The 17,405-nt window shown below is 64.4% G+C and carries 15 protein-coding genes, 5 tRNA genes and 1 pseudogene; 7 read left to right on the top strand and 14 right to left on the bottom strand.

The genetic code is table 11. From position 1 onward, the window contains the following. Window positions 1–7: 7 nt before the first annotated feature. A complete protein-coding gene (thiD, locus tag BX591_RS01820) occupies window positions 8–814 on the top strand; it encodes a bifunctional hydroxymethylpyrimidine kinase/phosphomethylpyrimidine kinase (protein WP_111929030.1) in 807 nt (268 codons plus the stop codon). 44 nt (window positions 815–858) lie between these two features. Here the strand turns inward: thiD and BX591_RS01825 are convergent, their stop codons facing one another. The 4 genes and pseudogenes from BX591_RS01825 to tsaB form a co-directional block, all read right to left on the bottom strand. Further along, entirely contained in the window at window positions 859–1,869 is a 1,011-nt protein-coding gene (locus BX591_RS01825; RefSeq protein WP_420849317.1) for a DUF1853 family protein, read from the bottom strand. After that, window positions 1,866–2,963 carry a uracil-DNA glycosylase gene (locus tag BX591_RS01830; protein ID WP_111929031.1) on the bottom strand — a complete coding sequence of 366 codons (1,098 nt, stop codon included), beginning with the start codon at window positions 2,961–2,963 and terminating at the stop codon, window positions 1,866–1,868. Before BX591_RS01830 ends, BX591_RS01825 begins: the two co-directional genes overlap by 4 nt. Beyond that, window positions 2,950–3,444 carry a ribosomal protein S18-alanine N-acetyltransferase gene (gene rimI / locus BX591_RS01835; protein ID WP_035546235.1) on the bottom strand — a complete coding sequence of 165 codons (495 nt, stop codon included), beginning with the start codon at window positions 3,442–3,444 and terminating at the stop codon, window positions 2,950–2,952. Before rimI ends, BX591_RS01830 begins: the two co-directional genes overlap by 14 nt. Window positions 3,445–3,578: 134 nt before the next feature. Continuing rightward, a pseudogene (tsaB, locus tag BX591_RS01840) lies at window positions 3,579–4,385 on the bottom strand (tRNA (adenosine(37)-N6)-threonylcarbamoyltransferase complex dimerization subunit type 1 TsaB); the annotation flags it as partial. A gap of 168 nt (window positions 4,386–4,553) precedes the next feature. Here tsaB and BX591_RS01845 point away from each other — a divergent pair. The 3 genes from BX591_RS01845 to aceA all read left to right on the top strand — a co-directional run bounded on the left by BX591_RS01845 (window position 4,554) and on the right by aceA (window position 8,914). Next, window positions 4,554–4,823, top strand: a complete 270-nt coding sequence (locus tag BX591_RS01845) for an acyl-CoA-binding protein (protein WP_035549067.1) — start codon at window positions 4,554–4,556, stop codon at window positions 4,821–4,823. Window positions 4,824–5,463: 640 nt separating this feature from the next. Beyond that, on the top strand, window positions 5,464–7,131 hold the full coding sequence (locus BX591_RS01850; protein WP_111929032.1) for a DEAD/DEAH box helicase: 1,668 nt from the start codon (window positions 5,464–5,466) through the stop codon (window positions 7,129–7,131). A gap of 475 nt (window positions 7,132–7,606) precedes the next feature. After that, window positions 7,607–8,914, top strand: a complete 1,308-nt coding sequence (gene aceA / locus BX591_RS01855; protein WP_111929033.1) for an isocitrate lyase — start codon at window positions 7,607–7,609, stop codon at window positions 8,912–8,914. A gap of 300 nt (window positions 8,915–9,214) precedes the next feature. Here the strand turns inward: aceA and BX591_RS01860 are convergent, their stop codons facing one another. Together BX591_RS01860 and BX591_RS01865 are read right to left on the bottom strand one after the other, a co-directional pair. Next, entirely contained in the window at window positions 9,215–9,649 is a 435-nt protein-coding gene (locus tag BX591_RS01860) for a universal stress protein (protein ID WP_111929034.1), read from the bottom strand. 198 nt (window positions 9,650–9,847) lie between these two features. Next, entirely contained in the window at window positions 9,848–10,750 is a 903-nt protein-coding gene (locus tag BX591_RS01865) for a LysR family transcriptional regulator (protein WP_111929035.1), read from the bottom strand. 149 nt (window positions 10,751–10,899) lie between these two features. Here BX591_RS01865 and BX591_RS01870 point away from each other — a divergent pair, with 149 nt between their 5' ends. Further along, on the top strand, window positions 10,900–11,745 hold the full coding sequence (locus tag BX591_RS01870) for a (S)-2-haloacid dehalogenase (RefSeq protein ID WP_111929036.1): 846 nt from the start codon (window positions 10,900–10,902) through the stop codon (window positions 11,743–11,745). Window positions 11,746–11,827: 82 nt separating this feature from the next. Continuing rightward, window positions 11,828–13,441: a malate synthase A gene (aceB, locus tag BX591_RS01875; RefSeq protein WP_111929037.1), complete on the top strand. Its 1,614-nt coding sequence runs from the start codon at window positions 11,828–11,830 to the stop codon at window positions 13,439–13,441. Window positions 13,442–13,679: 238 nt separating this feature from the next. Here the strand turns inward: aceB and BX591_RS01880 are convergent, their stop codons facing one another. Both BX591_RS01880 and rraA read right to left on the bottom strand, forming a co-directional pair. Continuing rightward, window positions 13,680–14,081: a gamma-glutamylcyclotransferase family protein gene (locus tag BX591_RS01880; protein WP_111929038.1), complete on the bottom strand. Its 402-nt coding sequence runs from the start codon at window positions 14,079–14,081 to the stop codon at window positions 13,680–13,682. A gap of 77 nt (window positions 14,082–14,158) precedes the next feature. Then, window positions 14,159–14,653 (bottom strand): ribonuclease E activity regulator RraA, encoded by a 495-nt coding sequence (gene rraA / locus BX591_RS01885; RefSeq protein ID WP_111929039.1) that lies wholly within the window; start codon window positions 14,651–14,653, stop codon window positions 14,159–14,161. 347 nt (window positions 14,654–15,000) lie between these two features. Between rraA and BX591_RS01890 the strand changes: the two genes are divergently transcribed. After that, window positions 15,001–15,852: an AraC family transcriptional regulator gene (locus BX591_RS01890; RefSeq protein WP_111929040.1), complete on the top strand. Its 852-nt coding sequence runs from the start codon at window positions 15,001–15,003 to the stop codon at window positions 15,850–15,852. 59 nt (window positions 15,853–15,911) lie between these two features. Here BX591_RS01890 and BX591_RS01895 read toward each other — a convergent pair whose 3' ends face one another. From BX591_RS01895 to BX591_RS01920, 6 genes are all read right to left on the bottom strand, one after another. Then, window positions 15,912–16,376 carry a GNAT family N-acetyltransferase gene (locus BX591_RS01895; protein ID WP_111929041.1) on the bottom strand — a complete coding sequence of 155 codons (465 nt, stop codon included), beginning with the start codon at window positions 16,374–16,376 and terminating at the stop codon, window positions 15,912–15,914. Window positions 16,377–16,557: 181 nt separating this feature from the next. Continuing rightward, window positions 16,558–16,634: transfer RNA gene (locus BX591_RS01900), tRNA-Asp, on the bottom strand. A gap of 82 nt (window positions 16,635–16,716) precedes the next feature. Next, window positions 16,717–16,792: transfer RNA gene (locus tag BX591_RS01905), tRNA-Glu, on the bottom strand. A 61-nt stretch (window positions 16,793–16,853) separates the two neighbouring features. Beyond that, window positions 16,854–16,930 (bottom strand) — tRNA-Asp (locus tag BX591_RS01910). A 101-nt stretch (window positions 16,931–17,031) separates the two neighbouring features. Beyond that, window positions 17,032–17,107 (bottom strand) — tRNA-Glu (locus BX591_RS01915). 165 nt (window positions 17,108–17,272) lie between these two features. Further along, window positions 17,273–17,348: transfer RNA gene (locus tag BX591_RS01920), tRNA-Ala, on the bottom strand. Window positions 17,349–17,405 lie beyond the last annotated feature (57 nt).

Below are 17,405 nucleotides of genomic sequence, written 5' to 3' on the forward strand. Positions count from 1 at the left end.
CTTTGCCATGACTCAACCGATTCCCAATGTGCTGACCATCGCCGGCTCCGATTCCGGCGGCGGCGCCGGCATTCAGGCCGATCTGAAGGCTTTCTCGGCGCTCGGCGCCTATGGCGCGAGCGTGATCACCGCGCTGACCGCGCAGAACACGCGCGGCGTCACGGCGATTCACGCGCCGGACCCCGGCTTCGTGACGGCGCAAATCGACGCGGTGTTCGACGACATCCGCTTCGACGCCGTGAAGATCGGCATGCTGGCGAACGCGCCGATCGCGCGAGCGGTCGCGGATGCGTTGCGGCGTCACAAGCCCAAACACATCGTGCTCGACACGGTGATGATTTCGAAGAGCAATCACGCGCTGCTGCTGCCGGATGCGGTGGCGGCGGTACGCGATGAACTGCTGCCGCTCGCCGATCTGCTGACGCCTAATCTGCCGGAAGCCGCCGCATTGCTCGGCGTGCCCAGTGCAACCGACGAAGCCGGCATGGTCGAGCAAGGCGAAGCCCTGCGGGCGCTCGGTGCGCGTGCGGTGCTGATGAAGGGCGGCCATTTGAGCGCGACGGATAGTCCGGACTGGCTGATTGAAGCGGGCGGCACGCTGCGTCTTGGCGGACCGCGTGTGCCGGTGAAGAACACGCATGGGACGGGCTGCACGTTGTCGTCTGCGATTGCAGCGCTGATTCCGCAGCGCGACGATCTGGCGAGCGCGGTGGCCGACGCGAAGCTGTATCTGACCGGCGCGCTGCAGGCGAGCGATCAGTTAGACGTGGGCAGCGGGGTTGGGCCGGTGCATCACTTTTACCGGTGGTGGTGAGGGAGTAGGATGGCTGCGCGCGCCTGCGCCCGCTGCTATCGCTGCTACTGCCGCGCGTAAGCCTGAGCCTGCTCAGGCCATTCGTCCGGCACGATAAACCCGCGCGAGCGTTCCGTCAGACTGCCCTCGCCGTCCTCGTCGAACGCGACGACCATTACCGGTCCGTGCTGTTGCGAAATCTGTGCGGCAAGCGTGTCGGCATCGACCAGCGTGTGTTTCGCCACATCCGCATCGGGCTGCTCGTAGCGCCTCGGCGCGAGCCACTCCAGGCGCGGCAAGGTCCGCCACCTGCACGCGTGCGCCGCCGCGAATCCCGGCCAATCGCCGCGCGTCACCCACCACCCTCGCCCATGCGCCGGATCCAGTTCGACGGGATCGGGCGGCGTCTCGCCGTGCCGGTAAAACAGCCAGCCTTTGATGAACATCTGCGGCGCCCACGGCCCCGCGTAACCGGTCGACGCGAACGCTTCACGCGCGCTCATCGGCAATTGATGATTCAGCACATGCGCGAGCTTGAGATCGAAGCGGTCTTTCAGATTCGGCCCGACGTAGTCCGCCAGCATGCCGCGCCCCGCGCCGGCATGCAGATAGCACTTCACCGCTAGCTCCCAATGGAGCCGCGCGCCGTGCTGCGTCTGCAGCAGAAAATCGCACTCGCCGAGCGTGACGCCGTCTTGCCGCAGCGGCACGCCCGCTGCGATCAGCCGCGCCGCCGGTCCGTGTTGCAAGAACCAGCCGAGCAGTCGTTCGGCGTAACGGCCAAGACGCGTGATGCGCGTGGCCGTCAGATCGTGCAGCAAAGGTGCCGGCGCGGCGTCGAGCTCGCGCAGCCACGCGACGGTCGCTTCAAACTCCTGTGGCGTGTCGAACGGCATCGCGAGCACGCCCGCCGGTGGTTGCGGGTGCAACAGATCGGCGCTCAGCAGCAACCAGGCGAGATCGCGCACGGCGGGCTCACGCAAACTGGTCAGCAGCGTGTCGAGCATGTCGAGCGTTTCGGCGCAAGCGCCGGGCACGACGGCGACGTATGCCGCCGGGCCATCGGCGCTCGTCACTTCGGCGGATTCGCGGGCGCGCCGCCGGCCGCGCGCCACGTGTCGCGCGCGAGGCACAGGTCGGCCCATGCCTTCGCCTTGTCGGGCAGGCTGCGCAGCAGATATGCCGGGTGATAGGTGACGATTACCGGCACGCCTTCGTATTCGTGCACGCGGCCGCGCAGCGACGAAATGCTCGCCTCGGTCTTCAGCAGACTCTGCGCGGCGAAGCGGCCAAGCGCGACGATCAGCTTCGGCTTGACCAGCGCCACCTGACGCTGCAGATACGGCTCGCAGCGCGCGACTTCATCCGGCTCGGGATTGCGGTTGCCGGGCGGCCGGCACTTGATCACGTTGGCGATGTAGACGTTGGTGTCGCGCGCGAGCGTCAGCGAACGCAGCATGTTGTCGAGCAGCTTGCCCGCCTGGCCGACGAACGGCTCGCCCTGACGGTCTTCGTTCTCGCCGGGGGCTTCGCCGATCAGCATCCAGTCGGCGTTGTGATCGCCGACGCCGAATACCGTGTTGGTGCGTTTCTCGCACAACCGGCAGCTTTGGCAGCCGGCGACGCGCTCGCTCAACGCGTCCCAGTCGAGCGTGTGGATTGCCGGCGGTTGGGGGGCTTCGCGACGGGGTTCGGACGGAGCGTGTCCGTGCCCAGGCACCTCGGTTGGCAGATCGTCGAACCACGCGAAATCGTCGTCGGGCGGGGCGTCGAATGACGACGATTGTTCAGGCGCGCGCGATGCTGGCGCGGGCTGGGTTGGCGGCTTCGGTTGATGCAGCGTTGCGGTGGTGGGCGGTTGCGAGCGGGTTTGGGCTTCAGGTTGTGCTGGTTGCGTACGGCGCTCGTTTGGTCGGCCGTCCTGTACCGGACGCGATGATTCGCTTACGCGCGTCGGCGCGGCGCGATCGCGTGCGGCCGACCGCGACCCAGCCGCGTCGCTGTCGGCCGCGTGGCGCGTCTCCGGCTCAACCGCGGCTGCGCCGGCTGCATCGTGCCCGCTGGCCGCCTCGGTCGCTTCAGACACAGCCGCCGGCTGCGCCGCCATTCCACGACGCACCCACCGCGGCGCGAGGCCGAACTCTTCCAGTACCGAATCATGCAGCGCCATCTGCGCCCTCCGTGGCAAACGAGAAACGCATCACGATGGCGTCCTCCCGGCTGCGATGCCGCGCCGGATAATAATTTTTACGCCGGCCGATCGACGCAAAACCGAAGCGCTCGTACAGCCGGATCGCGCGATGATTCGACGGCCGCACTTCGAGCAGCAGACCTTCGAGTTTTTCGGCGCGGGTAATCCGCACCGCTTCGCGCAGTAGCGCGAGACCGGCGCCGCCGCCCTGCGCGGCAGGCGTCACGCACAGGTTGAGCAGATGCATTTCGTCGACCACCGGCATCAGCACGCAATAGCCGATCAGCGCGCCGGTCACATGACGCAGGCAGATGCCGAAATAGCCGTTGCGCAGCGAGTCGCCGAAATTGCCGCGGCTCCACGGAAACTCATAGGCGATCTTTTCGATGGCCGCGACCTCGTCCAGATCGCCTTCGGTCATGGGCGATATGTAGCGGTCGGCTAGCAACACGCCGCTCATTGGCCGCCCTCGCCGGTTGGCTGGGCGTGCGAATCGTGGATGGCCGGAGTGGCCGGAGTCGCTTGTGTGGCTTGTGTGGCTTGTGTGGCTTGTGTGGCTTGTGTGGCTTGTGTGGCTTGTGTGGCTTGTGTGGCTTGTGTGGCTTGTGTGGCTTGTGCACCTTGCGCGGCTGATGCGGCTTGCTCGGCTTGCGCAGCTTTTTCAGCCTTGTCGGCCATCCGCTCCGCCGTGGTTTGCGCGACCTTGTCGCGCACGTACTCCGGCGCGGCCTGGTCGGCCGGCACAGTACGGCCGGCGCGCAACGCGCGCAGCGCGGCGTGTGCAAGCGGCACCGCATGCGGCAGCGCGTCGCCGTCGACCGTGCGCGCCGCGGCGACCGCTGGCAGCCGCGCGCCGAACGCGGCGGCGGCGTTGCCGGCCAACGTGAACGGAACCTCCGGCAACACGAGCCGCTCCGGCGCGTCGAGCGACGCCGCTTGCAGCGTGCGCCAGTCGCCCTGCGCCTCATCCCACTCGAAGTCGGCCCAATAGATTTCGTCCATGCGTGCGTCGAGCGCCGCCAGCACGCGCGTGGCCGACAGATCGCGCAAGCGCGCGCTTTCCGCGCAAGCCAGCAGCGTGCCGACCGGCACGACCGGCAGATTCAGGCCGAACGCGAGACCTTGCGCGACGCCGGTTGCCGTCCGCAGTCCGGTGAACGAGCCGGGGCCGGAGCCGAATGCGATCGCGTCGCAGTCCGCGAGCGTCAGGCCGGCTTCGGCGAACAGTTCGCGAATGGCGGGAAGCAGGCGCGTGCTGGAGACTGCGCCGGTCTGCTCGTGGCGGACCCAGAGGCGCGGTTCGGCGTGCGTTTGCCCGGCGGCGACGCCAGCAACGGACAAAAGCGCTACCGAACAGAATTCGGTCGAGGTATCGAGAGCGAGGAGCACAGTTTGAGTCATGGACCGTATTGTAATCGGCGTCATCGGCGCGGCGCGCGCCAATCTGGTTCGGGTTAGCCCGCAAGCCGACGGCCGGCGTTTGGAATAAGCCCTCGGGCCGTCGACGGCGGGCAATTGTTATGATCGTCGGCCACCGCAACCCAATCCCGCCTACCGGGCAAAACGAACATGACCGACATCACCACCCAATTCGCACAGGCCCAGGAAGACGTCAAACAACTGACGGAGCGTCCGGGTAACCTCACCCTGCTGCGCCTGTACGCGCTCTTCAAACAGGCGACCGAAGGCGATGTTCACGGCGACAAGCCGGGCTTCACCGACATCGTCGGCAAGTACAAGTACGACGCGTGGGGCGCGCTGAAAGGCACCACCCAGGACGCCGCCAAACAGCAATATGCGGAACTCGTCGAATCGTTGAAGAACGGCACGGCGGCCTGACAGCGGTAGCGCAGCGGATCGGGGGCGTTTGCCGCCTGGGGATCAAGCCGTCGAGCGAGCGAACCGTCTGGCCGACTGTTCGGGTAGCCGCCTCGCGGCCGGACCGCTCGGCCGTCGCCGAACCACCCGCCCGCCCGTCCGCCCGCCAACTAGCGTGCCCTCCCGCTTCCCCGTCCGCGCCGCCTGCCCGATCCGCGCGCCACGGCCAAACACCAGGCGCCCCGCCCCGCGCCACTTAGCGCGCCCCGCGCAGCCAGAAAAAGCAATTTCTTCCACTAAGAAGTTTCTTAGCAGTGGCGCGGTGCAACAAAACCCTATAGAATGCTGCCTGCGCTTCACTGCTCTGCCCGGCTTTCCTCCAGCGGCCTTTGCGGCGCAGCGCCTCGTAGCGTTTAGCTCCAATCCAGTTTAGAACCTGTCCCCTCCTGCCTAGCCCCCTACGGGCGATCATGTCCCAGGCTGGCGGCACGCCGTGTTGGCATGTCGCATCCGATACAGCTTCTAACGAAAAGCTCGCCTTCATTGTCGCGAGCTGCCCCCGTTTTTCGATTTGCTCGCTGCTTCTTTGCTCGCTGAATCCGACGACTTGGGTATGCCGATTGGCGCCGACGTTTTAATTCCCTGTGTACCAAGGATTCTCATGACTTCGAGCAACACCTCCAGCCCGTTGAACGCCATCGCCGATCAAGCCCTCGGTCTCGCCGACGCACCCGCCCAAGCCGCAGCCGTTGCTGCCGCTCCGGAAGCCGTCGCCGCTGAAGCCGTGGCGCCGACCGGCCCGACGTTCGCGTCGCTCGGTCTCTCCGCGGATGTCGTCTCCGCGCTGACCGCCGCTGGTTACCAGAACCCCACGCCGGTTCAGCAACGCGCGATCCCCGCCGGTATCGCCGGCCGCGATCTGCTGGTCTCGAGCCCGACCGGTTCGGGCAAGACCGCCGCGTTCATGCTGCCCGCTATCGAACGTTTCTCGCAACTGCAAAAGGCGCAAGCCAGCCAGCCGCGTGAGCCGCGTCCGGCCGACGGCGCCCGCAACACGCGTCGTCCGCAACCGGTTGCCCGTCCGACCATGCTGGTCCTGACGCCGACCCGCGAACTCGCGATGCAGGTCACCACTGCCGCCGCCACGTACGGCAAGCATCTGAAGCGCCTGCGCACCGTCAGCATTCTGGGCGGCGTCGCTTACGGCCAGCAACTGATGCTGCTGGCAAAGAACCCGGAAATCCTGGTTGCCACGCCGGGCCGTCTGATCGACCACCTGGAACGCGGCCGTATCGATCTGTCGCAACTGCAGATCCTCGTGCTCGACGAAGCCGACCGCATGCTCGACATGGGTTTCATCGAAGACATCGAAACGATCGTCGCGGCCACGCCGGCCACGCGTCAAACCATGCTGTTCTCGGCTACGCTCGACGGCAAGATCGGTTCGCTGACGGGCCGCCTGCTGAAGGATCCGGAGCGTATCGAGATCGTCCAACGCCTCGAACAACGCACCAACATCGCACAAACCGTTCACTACGTGGACGACCGCGATCACAAGGATCGCCTGCTCGACCATCTGCTGCGCGACGAAGGCCTCGACCAGGCTATCGTGTTCACGGCGACCAAGATGGACGCCGACCAGCTGGCAGGCCGTCTGGCCGACGCCGGTTTCGAATCGGCCGCGTTGCACGGCGATTTGCCGCAAGGCGCGCGTAACCGCACGATCAAGGCACTCCGCGAGCGTCGCGTTCGCGTGCTGGTCGCCACGGACGTCGCCGCCCGCGGTATCGACATTCCGGGCATCACGCACGTGTTCAACTACGACCTGCCGAAGTTCGCCGAAGACTACGTGCACCGTATCGGCCGTACCGGCCGTGCTGGCCGCTCGGGCATCGCCGTGAGCCTCGTGCATCACGCTGAACAAGGTGCGCTGAAGCGCATCGAGCGCTTCGTGCGCACCCCGCTGCCGGTCAACGTCGTTGTCGGCTTCGAACCGCGCAAGTCGGCTCCGTCGGGTGGCGGCCGTCCTGGCTTCGGCGGCCGCGGCCGTCCGGGCGGTGGCAATGGTGGTGGCGCTGGCCGTCGCTTCGGTAGCGGCAGCGGCGCAGGCAAGCCGGCCGGTAACGGCGGCGGTTCGCGTGGCGGCTGGGCCGGCAAGTCGGCTGGCGGCGGTTCGCGTGACGGTGGCTTCGGTGGCGGTTCGCGCGAAGGTGGTTCGCGTGAAGGCGGCTTCGGCAGCGGTTCGCGTGAAGGCTACGGCGGCTCGCGCGACGGCGGCTACGGCGCACGCCGCAGCGACGGCCCGCGTACGGCGCGTCGCGGCAGCTAAGGTTTCGCTCGTGCATCGGCACGGCGCGTCACACTGCTTCAGAGCAACAGCGCGCTTGTCGGACACAAGCAATACCAGCAAGTCAGCTTGAAAAAAGACCCGAACGGCCTCCGCGCCGCTCGTCAGTCGGGAGAAACCGGTGCTTAGGCGCCGGTTTTTTTTCGTCCGCGATTTGGTCGACGCCAGAATTTCACGATGTGGAAAATTTTTTTGCGTCGTAAAAAATCGTGCTGCACGGCACAAGATACCCCATACCAAGATGGGAAAAAACGTTTCTTAATGCGAAACGTTGATCGCAAGTAATTGATTTAAAACACAAATAAATACAAAGAAAACCCTCACGCCTGTCTATTGCGCCAGCACCGATTTGCCTAGACTCTTATACAAGACTTCACGAAACGAAACGCCAAACCGGCCAGACGCTTCGACGAAGACAGAGTCACCTTACCTATTACAGGCAAACAAGGAGCACACCATGACGACGCGCGAAGAACAAGCCAAGCAACTCCAACAGCAATGGGACACCGATCCGCGCTGGAAAGGCGTCAAGCGGACCTACTCGGCGGAAGACGTGATCCGTCTGCGTGGCTCGGTGCAGGTCGAGCACACCCTGGCCAAGCGCGGCGCGCAAAAGCTGTGGGAAAGCGTCAACACCGAGCCGTTCGTCAACTCGCTCGGCGCGCTGACCGGCAACCAGGCCATGCAACAGGTCAAGGCCGGCCTGAAGGCGATCTATCTGTCGGGCTGGCAAGTGGCGGGCGACGCGAACGTGGCCGGCGAAATGTACCCGGACCAGTCGCTGTATCCGGCGAACTCGGTGCCGCTGGTCGTGAAGCGCATCAACAACACGCTGACGCGCGCCGACCAGATCCAGTGGTCGGAAGGCAAGAATCCGGGCGACGAAGGCTATATCGACTACTTCGCACCGATCGTCGCCGACGCTGAGGCCGGTTTTGGCGGCGTGCTGAATGCGTTCGAACTGATGAAGGCGATGATCGAAGCCGGCGCGTCGGGCGTGCACTTCGAAGATCAGCTGGCTTCGGTGAAGAAGTGCGGCCACATGGGCGGCAAGGTACTGGTGCCGACGCGTGAAAACATCGCCAAGCTGACCGCCGCGCGTCTGGCGGCCGACGTCTCCGGTACGCCGACCGTGCTGCTGGCGCGCACCGACGCGGAAGCGGCCGATCTCGTGACGTCGGATATCGACGACAACGACAAGCCGTTCCTGACCGGCGAGCGCACGGTGGAAGGTTTCTACCGCACCAGGCCGGGTCTCGAACAGGCGATCTCGCGCGGTCTCGCCTACGCACCGTACGCCGACATGATCTGGTGCGAAACCGGCAAGCCGGACCTCGAGTTCGCGAAGAAATTCGCCGACGCGATCCACAAGGAATTCCCGGATCAGTTGCTGTCGTACAACTGCTCGCCGTCGTTCAACTGGAAGAAGAACCTGGACGACGCGACCATCGCCAAATTCCAGCGCGAGCTCGGCGCAATGGGCTACAAGTTCCAGTTCATCACGCTGGCCGGCTTCCACGCGCTGAACTATTCGATGTTCAACCTCGCGCACGGTTACGCCCGCAATCAGATGACGGCGTTCGTCGAAATGCAGCAGGCCGAATTCGCTGCCGCCGACAAGGGTTTCACCGCCGTGAAGCATCAGCGCGAAGTCGGTACCGGCTACTTCGACGCCGTGACGCAAACGGTCGAACGCGAAGCCTCGACGACCGCGCTGCACGGCTCGACGGAAGACGAACAGTTCTTCGACAAGAAGGTCGCGTAAGCGCGCAACACGCGCACGCAACACCGCGCACGCACCTCGCGGTCCGATCGCGAAAACGTGTAGCAGACGAGGCAGACAGACGGGAAACGGCGCCGCCAGAGCGCCGCCGTCACAGGGAGGAGCGCGTCATCGGGGCGCCGCGGTTCGCCGTGTCAGCCCCGGGGCCGAGGAATCTGGGAGAGAAGATGCTCGCAGCGGCGGAAATAAAGCCAGTGCAATCCATTGCACGGCGGACAGTGGACGCGCCGGCCTGATCGCCGGCGCGTTTTTTTTCGGCGCCCCGCCCGGCGGAGCGCTTGTCTAGCGATACACGATCACCGGAATCTTCGTATGCGTGAGCACCCGCTGCGTTTCGCTGCCGATCAGCAAACTGCCCAGACCGCGCCGCCCATGCGAAGCCATGAAGATCACGTCGCAACCGCCGTGCTCGGCCGCTTCGATGATGCCGAGATACGGCGCGGGATGCACGCTGGTGCGGCTTACTACCGCGACGCCGACCCGCCGGCCGGCCAGTTCGACCTCGCGCAGATGCACCCGCGCCTCGCGTTCGCTGCGCTGCAGGAATTCGGAGGGCGGTTCGACCACCACGTCGGAGAACGGCGAGTACGGATATTGCGGCAGACACGCGTAAGCGGTGACTTGCGCGCCGACGGCCTGCGCGAGATCGATCGCGCCGTCGATCGCCTTGCGCGACAGGTCGGAACCATCGGTTGGAACCAGAATGTGCCTGAACATGATGCCCTCCGTCGCCGGCTCAGCGCAGCACGGCGTCAGCGTCCACGAGGCGCGGCCGGCAGGCCGCCTGAATCGATTGTAGAACGTGGAATCGAGGGTATGGATCCGGCGAGGGTCTGTCCGCATATCGGAAACCCGCTGCGGGCGGCTTTGCAACCGCCACTACGCGCGCGGGCGCGCGCGCAGCCGGCGCCGCGTTCAGCCCCAATACCCGGGATGGCCGTACGTATGCTTGAGAAAGTCGAGAAACAGCCGGACCCGCAGCGGCAAATGGCGGCGCTGCGGAAACACCGCGTGAATGCCGATCGGCGGCGCGGCGAATTCGTCGAGCACGCTGACCAGGCGCCCGGCGGCGATGTCCGTGCCGACTTCCCACCACGAGCGCCACGCGAGGCCGTAGCCCTCCAGGCACCACTCGTGCAGCACCGCGCCGTCCGAGCACTCCATCGTGCCGGACACCTTGATCGAGACGACCTTGTCGGCCTGCTGGAACACCCAGCCGCGCTGCTGATTGGCGCTTGCGCCGAGCGCGAGGCAATTGTGATGCGCGAGATCGGCCAGCGTGTGCGGCGCGCCGCGCCGGCTCAGATACGACGGCGAGGCCACGCACACGCGGCGGTTCTCGCCGAGCTTGAGCGACACCAGCGACGAATCGGGCAACTCGCCGAGCCGTACCGCGCAGTCGAAACCTTCGTTGACCAGATCGACCAGCCGGTCGGACAGATCGAGCGTGATCGAGACGTCCGGATGCGCGACGGTGAACGCCGGCACCAGCGGCGCGACGTGGCGGCGCCCGAAACCGGCCGGCGCCGACAGCCGCAAATGGCCGCTCGCCTTGACGCCGCCCGCCGACACGCTGGCCTCGGCATTCTGCATGTCGTGAATGACGCGCTGACAGTCCTCGAGAAAGGCCGAGCCTTCGAAGGTCAGCGTGATCTTGCGTGTGGTACGCACCAGCAACTTGACGCCCAGGCGCTCTTCGAGCGCATCGATCCGGCGACCGATGATGGCCGGCGCAACGCCCTCGGCGAGCGCCGCGGCGGACAGGCTGCCCTTGGCCGCAACGGTGACGAAAGTCTCGATCTGCTTGAAACGGTCCATAGGCGCGAGGCCGCGGCGACGCGGGGAAGTGGTCGGTGCGCGTCAGATTAGGTGTATGAAAGTAAAAGATCAAGTGATCTTTAGCCTCTTTTTTAGCACTGAGCATCACTAATACAATCCGTCCTGACCTCTGATAGGAGTGCACGGCAATGTCGGCCACAACGACACTTTTCCCTAAAGCGGTGATTTTCGACGCGTACGGCACGCTGTTCGACGTGCATTCGGTGGTCGCTGCCGCGGAGCAGATGTTTCCCGGCCATGGCGATGCGCTCTCGCAGTTATGGCGGCAAAAACAGATCGAATACACGCAACTGCGCACGCTCGCCGATCCGGCTGGTGCGCCCGGCGCGCACTATCGGCCGTTCTGGGACATCACGCTCGACGCGCTGCGTTTCGCCGCGAAAAAACGTCAGCTCACGCTGAGCCGCGCGGCCGAAAAACGTCTGATGGACGAATACGCGTGCCTCTCCGCCTTCCCCGATGCCGTGCCGGCGCTGCGCCTGCTGCGCGAGGCGGCGTCGTCCGCCACGCTCGCGTCGACCACATCGACCACGGCAGAAGCCGAAGCCGCTGCGCAAGCGCGCTCTCCCCTGCGTCTCGCGATCCTCTCGAACGGCAACCCGCAAATGCTCGACATCGCCGTGAAGAGCGCCGGCATGACGGGCCTGTTCGATCACGTCTTATCCGTCGACGCCGTGCGCGCCTACAAACCCTCGCCCGCTGCTTATACGCTCGGCACGCAAGCGTTCGGCGCCGAGCCGCGCGAGCTCGTGTTCGTGTCGTCGAACGGCTGGGACGTGGCCGGCGCGGCATGGTTCGGATTCACCACTTTCTGGCTCAACCGGCAAAACGCACCCGTCGAAGAACTGGGCGTCATGCCGCATGGGACGGGCGGAGGCATGCACGATCTGCTCGCTTTCCTGCAAACCCTCGCGTCGCCCGGCCGCAGCAGCGGCCCCGGCAGCGGCCGCACGCGCCACAGCCCTGGCGCATGACGGCTTTTACCGGACCCCGCGACGCACCTCAATCGCAACTCAACATTTGCATCTTTGCAATCTGACCGACCAAGGAGAAACCATGGCGAATCCGCTGTCATCGTCGCAGTCTTCACTCACGCTGCCGCAGGGCATGGCCATCACGGCTGAGATCAAGCCGGGCTACGAAGCGATTCTCACGCGCGAAGGCCTCGAACTCGTCGCCGCGCTGCATCGCACGTTCGAGCCGCGCCGTCAGCAGTTGTTGCAGGCTCGCGCGGAACGCACGAAGCGTCTCGACGCCGGCGAGCGTCCCGATTTTCTCGCTGAAACGGAACACGTTCGCGACGGCGACTGGAAAATCGCGCCGCTGCCGCAGGATCTGCAATGCCGCCGCGTGGAAATCACCGGTCCGGTCGAGCGCAAGATGATCATCAACGCGCTGAATTCGGGCGCGGATTCGTACATGACCGACTTCGAGGATTCGAATGCGCCGAGCTGGGACAATCAGATCACCGGCCATATCAATCTGAAGGACGCGGTGCGCCGCACGATTTCGCTGGAACAGAACGGCAAATCGTACACGCTGAACGACAAGGTCGCCACGCTGATCGTGCGGCCGCGCGGCTGGCACCTCGACGAGAAGCACGTCACGGTGGACGGCAAGCGCGTGTCGGGCGGGATCTTCGACTTCGCGCTGTTCATGGTGCACAACGCGAAGGAACTGGTCGCACGCGGCTCGGGCCCCTACTTCTATCTGCCGAAGATGGAAAGCCATCTGGAAGCGCGTCTGTGGAACGATATTTTCCTCGCCGCGCAGGAAGCCGTCGGCGTGCCGCGCGGCACGATTCGCGCGACCGTGCTGATCGAAACGATCGTCGCCGCGTTCGAGATGGACGAGATTCTGTACGAACTGCGCGAGCATAGCTCGGGGCTGAACGCCGGCCGCTGGGACTACATCTTCTCGGCGATCAAGAAGTTCAAGGCCGACCGCGATTTCTGTCTCGCCGACCGTTCGCAGATCACGATGACCGCGCCGTTCATGCGTGCTTACGCGTTGCTGCTGCTGAAGACCTGCCATCGTCGCAATGCGCCGGCGATCGGCGGCATGAGCGCGCTGATCCCGATCAAGAACGATCCGGCCGCGAACGACAAGGCGATGGGCGGCGTGCGCTCCGACAAGGCGCGCGATGCCGGCGACGGTTACGACGGCGGCTGGGTCGCGCATCCGGGGCTGGTGCCGATCGCGATGGAAGAGTTCGTCAAGGTGCTCGGCGACCAGCCGAACCAGATCGGCAAGCAACGCGACGACGTGCTGGTCACGGCGACCGACCTGACGGACTTCCGTCCGGAAGCACCGATCACCGAAGCCGGTCTGCGCAACAACATCAACGTCGGGATTCACTACCTGGGCGCGTGGCTCGCGGGCAATGGCTGCGTGCCGATTCACAACCTGATGGAAGATGCGGCGACGGCGGAGATTTCGCGCTCGCAGGTGTGGCAGTGGATTCGCTCGCCGAAGGGCAAGCTCGAGGACGGCCGCAAGGTGACGGCGGAACTGGTGCGCGACTTGTCGGCGCAGGAGCTCGATAACGTGAAGCAGGCCGTGGGCGGCGATACGAAGCCGTATGAGCGCGCCGCGCAAATCTTCGAAGAAATGTCGACGTCGGAGCAGTTCACCGACTTTCTGACGCTGCCGCTGTACGAGGAAATCTGACGCGGGCATTAGATGCATCCGCAACGAACGACGCAGTAGCAAGCCTGCTTTAGTTTCGCGCCAGTCGTGCATTCGTGCACTTCCGCATGACGCGCGATGTGACAGCGGCTTGCGTCGCAAGACTGACCGACCGGACGGCCCGACAGGCGTGAGCTTGCCGGGCCGTTTTTTTGGCCCGGTTACTGGTTTGCGCGTTGCGCTGCGGTGCCTTGCGCGCTACCTGCGCGCAACGGTCCGCTCAGCGCGTGCCGCGGTACTCGACCCAATCGCCCGATCTGATCTCCGGCAAGCCCTTCACCGCACTCGGCGCGACCGGATAGAAACGGCAATTCACGACGTTGCCGTCCACCTTCACCATCACCTCGCGCGCGAGGAAACGATCTTCGACGCCCGGGTATACCGCTTCGATCTCGTCGAGTACCGCGACCAGTTCGTCTTCGATTTCGTAGACGTCGCCGATCACGTCGACGCCGGCTTCGTCGACCACCAGCCCCGGATACGAGCCGAAGTCGAACAGATGGCCACGCACCGTGGCCGTGCCGAGCAGAGTCGGCAAGGCGATCTCATTGCGAACCGCGGCGTCGCGGATGTCGTTCACTTCTCCGGCGCGCAACGTGCCGTATACAAAGACGGTTTGCATCGTCGTTTGCTCTCCTTGAATGGGTGGTCGGGTGGATCCTGTTTGAGGCGTGGTTCGATGTGGGGTTCAGCCGCGATTCACTGGAGTTCGACGTCTGAAACCAGCACGCCGTCGATGTCCGCGTAGATCCATTCACCGGGATGCACGAGCGCGCCGGGCAACTGCACCGGCACGTCGCGTTGGCCGCCGCCGAGCTTCTGGCAACGTCGCGGATGGGTGGTGAGCGCTATCACACCGACGTCGGCTTCGTTCAACTCCAGCGCGTCGCGCACGCAGCCGTTCACCACGATGCCCGCCCAACCGTTGCGCTGCGCGATCTGCGCGAGGTTACCGCCGACCAGCGCACCTCGCAGACTGCCGCCGCCGTCGACCACCAGCACCCGGCCCGCACCCGGCTCCTCGAGCGTGGCGCGCACGAGTGCATTGTCTTCGAAGACTTTGAGCGTCACCGCTTCGCCGCTGAAACTCTCGCTGCGGCTAAACAGATGAAAAACCGGCTCGAGCACGCGCAAGGCGCCGCGCGTCAGCTGGTCCTCGTGCGCGTCGCAGAGGTCCGCGGTAGCAAAGGTCATGGAGTTTTCTCCTCGAAGGACGGGCAATCGGGACATTATGCAACTTTGAGGTCCCGGCAAGGTGTCGAACGCGGGCGTGCCGTAGCGGGCGATGTGCGGGCGGGCGATGTGCGGGCGGCGATGTGCGGGCGGCGGTTGCGCGTGACGGTTGGGCGTGACGGTTGGGCGTGACGGGTACGCGTGACAGCGACCGGTGAAGGGCTGCGGCCAGCGGCGGCAATGACGCTGACGCGACCAATGCCCTGGCGGCGGCGCTGGGGTCGGGCCGCTTGCTACACACGCCGCCTGTAGGGTACGGTTGTTGCCCCTACTCTTCAGCGCTCGATTCTCCCGATCGAGCTCTCACCATGACTTCGTCCGTCGACTTCGCTCCAGCGAGCTTCGTCCACTTCGCCGACATTCCACCGGCGTTCCGGCCGAACGAGACGCACCCGATCCGCGTACGCTCTCGGCCGATGCCCGCCGGCTGGCGCATTGCGCGTCATACGCACGCGTGGGCCCAGGTGGCCTATGCATCGCGCGGTGTGCTGCGGGTCGCGACGAGCGGCACGACGTGGATGGTGCCGCCCTCCCGTGCAATCTGGGTGCCGCCGCATGTGGAGCACGAAGTGTTCGCCGTCGAAGATGCGTTTTTGCGCACACTCTATATCGCCGAAAACACCGTGCCCGCCGGACTCGATACGCCGCGCGTCGTCGAAGTCTCCGATCTGCTGCGCGAAGTGATTGCCGCGCTCGATACGCCGGACATTCCGGCTGTACGCGAGCAACTGCTCGGCGCGCTGGCACTCGATGAACTGACGCGTTCCGAGCCGCTGCCGCTTTCCGTACCAATGCCTAACGAAAAACGTCTGCGTGCGTTGTGCGAGGCGGTGCTCGCGGATCCGACACACGGCGAGTCGCTCGAACAATGGGCCAGCAGCGTCGGCGCGAGTAGCCGTACGATCGCCCGGCTGTTTCGACAGGAACTCGGGGTGAGTTTTTCGCAATGGCGTCAGCAGGCGATTCTCGCGCGCGCGATTCCGCTATTGAGTCAGGGACGGCCGCTTTCGCATGTCGCGCTGGAATTGGGCTATCAGAGCCAGAGCGCGTTTTCGGCGATGTTCCGGCGCGCCTTCGGTGAAAGTCCGCGCGCGTTCATCGAACGTGGATCGGAGCATCGCGCCGCAACGGGGGATCACGAAGATCGGGAGACGGATTAGACGCGCAGTGCTATAGCGCACGACGTGGTGCGAAGCAAATCCTCAGCCGCCCCTCGTCCTCAAACTCGCAGCGCCAGATGCCGGATCGCGCCAAGTTGCGCCAGACGCGGCCCGCTCAGCTTATAGCCCTTGCGCTGATACAACCGCGCGGCGGGATTGTCGACGAACACGCGCAACTGCAACTCGCGCAAACCACGCTCGCGCGCCCATTGATGCGAGATATCCAGCAGATACGTGCCCGCTCCCAGCCTCCGATGCCCTTCCGCAATCTGCACGTCGCGGATGTGCAGCGAATCGCCTTCCTGCGTGATGCGCAACACGCCGATCGGTTGGCCATCCATCTCGAGAATAAAATTCTCCGACTCGCGCCAGCTACCGAGGAACAGATCAGCCCGCCACACCAGATGATGCCGCCGGTAATAGCCGCCCATATTGGCGCGAGTCAGCGCCTCGGCGAACTCGAAATCGTCCATGCTGGCATTGCGCAGATGAAACGGCGACGGAGCTTCGGATGGATCGGACATGGTGGGGCGGCAAAGATGAGTCGGGTCAACGGTAAAACAGGCTGCGCGTGCTGGCAATGGCTGTTTGTCCCGAGCATACCCAGGCGGCGTGGATCGTGGAAATAAATGCGCGCAACAATGACGCGGATCCCGCGCGGGAATAAAAAAAGCCCACTTCTTTCGAAGTGGGCTTTCTCAAATCTGGCGGAGCGGACGGGACTCGAACCCGCGACCCCCGGCGTGACAGGCCGGTATTCTAACCAACTGAACTACCGCTCCAGATTTTCGCACCGCAGCGAATGAAACCAAGCTCACTCGCCGACTACACCGTTCAACTGCTGACCGAACGACGCCGATGTCTTGGCGTCCCCTAGGGGATTCGAACCCCTGTACTCACCGTGAAAGGGTGATGTCCTAGGCCTCTAGACGAAGGGGACAACGTACTGCTTACACCTTTAATGAAAAAGCCCGTTCAGGTTCGTATGAACGGGCTTTGTCTGGCGGAGTGGACGGGACTCGAACCCGCGACCCCCGGCGTGACAGGCCGGTATTCTAACCAACTGAACTACCACTCCAGTTTGCCCATCTTGGCTTGCGAGCGTTGGTTTTTTCTCTGCAAGCTGCGCTGCTTTACTGCCACTCGAATTACTTCGAACACTAAAGCGACGCTGATGTTTGGCGTCCCCTAGGGGATTCGAACCCCTGTACTCACCGTGAAAGGGTGATGTCCTAGGCCTCTAGACGAAGGGGACATAATCTTTTCAGATCTGTCTTTAACTCGCTGCCAACTTACGCTAACTTCTCAGTTATTTCGTTTCGTCAACTACGAAGACCGCTATTCTAACTACTTAACAACCGTTTGTGAAGTTTTTTTTGCTACAAGTTCCATACTTCGGAACAACTTCACTCTGCTCTGATGGTGGAGGTAAGCGGGATCGAACCGCTGACCTCTTGCATGCCATGCAAGCGCTCTCCCAGCTGAGCTATACCCCCCTTGCAGAACAGAAACGAGATTCTAGAGGCCAATTTGCGCTTTGTAAAGACCCTTTG

Origin of the sequence: Paraburkholderia bryophila, from assembly GCF_003269035.1 — a bacterium.
Taxonomy (GTDB): Bacteria; Pseudomonadota; Gammaproteobacteria; order Burkholderiales; family Burkholderiaceae; genus Paraburkholderia; species Paraburkholderia bryophila.

Coding starts and splice junctions, on each gene's coding strand:
- BX591_RS01880 (WP_111929038.1), bottom strand. CDS start 14,081: ATGCAAACCGTCTTTGTATACGGCACGTTGCGCGCCGGAGAAGTGAAC.
- rraA (WP_111929039.1), bottom strand. CDS start 14,653: ATGACCTTTGCTACCGCGGACCTCTGCGACGCGCACGAGGACCAGCTG.
- thiD (WP_111929030.1), top strand. CDS start 8: ATGACTCAACCGATTCCCAATGTGCTGACCATCGCCGGCTCCGATTCC.
- BX591_RS01865 (WP_111929035.1), bottom strand. CDS start 10,750: ATGGACCGTTTCAAGCAGATCGAGACTTTCGTCACCGTTGCGGCCAAG.
- BX591_RS01830 (WP_111929031.1), bottom strand. CDS start 2,963: ATGGCGCTGCATGATTCGGTACTGGAAGAGTTCGGCCTCGCGCCGCGG.
- aceB (WP_111929037.1), top strand. CDS start 11,828: ATGGCGAATCCGCTGTCATCGTCGCAGTCTTCACTCACGCTGCCGCAG.
- BX591_RS01850 (WP_111929032.1), top strand. CDS start 5,464: ATGACTTCGAGCAACACCTCCAGCCCGTTGAACGCCATCGCCGATCAA.
- BX591_RS01860 (WP_111929034.1), bottom strand. CDS start 9,649: ATGTTCAGGCACATTCTGGTTCCAACCGATGGTTCCGACCTGTCGCGC.
- aceA (WP_111929033.1), top strand. CDS start 7,607: ATGACGACGCGCGAAGAACAAGCCAAGCAACTCCAACAGCAATGGGAC.
- BX591_RS01895 (WP_111929041.1), bottom strand. CDS start 16,376: ATGTCCGATCCATCCGAAGCTCCGTCGCCGTTTCATCTGCGCAATGCC.
- rimI (WP_035546235.1), bottom strand. CDS start 3,444: ATGAGCGGCGTGTTGCTAGCCGACCGCTACATATCGCCCATGACCGAA.
- BX591_RS01870 (WP_111929036.1), top strand. CDS start 10,900: ATGTCGGCCACAACGACACTTTTCCCTAAAGCGGTGATTTTCGACGCG.
- BX591_RS01845 (WP_035549067.1), top strand. CDS start 4,554: ATGACCGACATCACCACCCAATTCGCACAGGCCCAGGAAGACGTCAAA.
- BX591_RS01890 (WP_111929040.1), top strand. CDS start 15,001: ATGACTTCGTCCGTCGACTTCGCTCCAGCGAGCTTCGTCCACTTCGCC.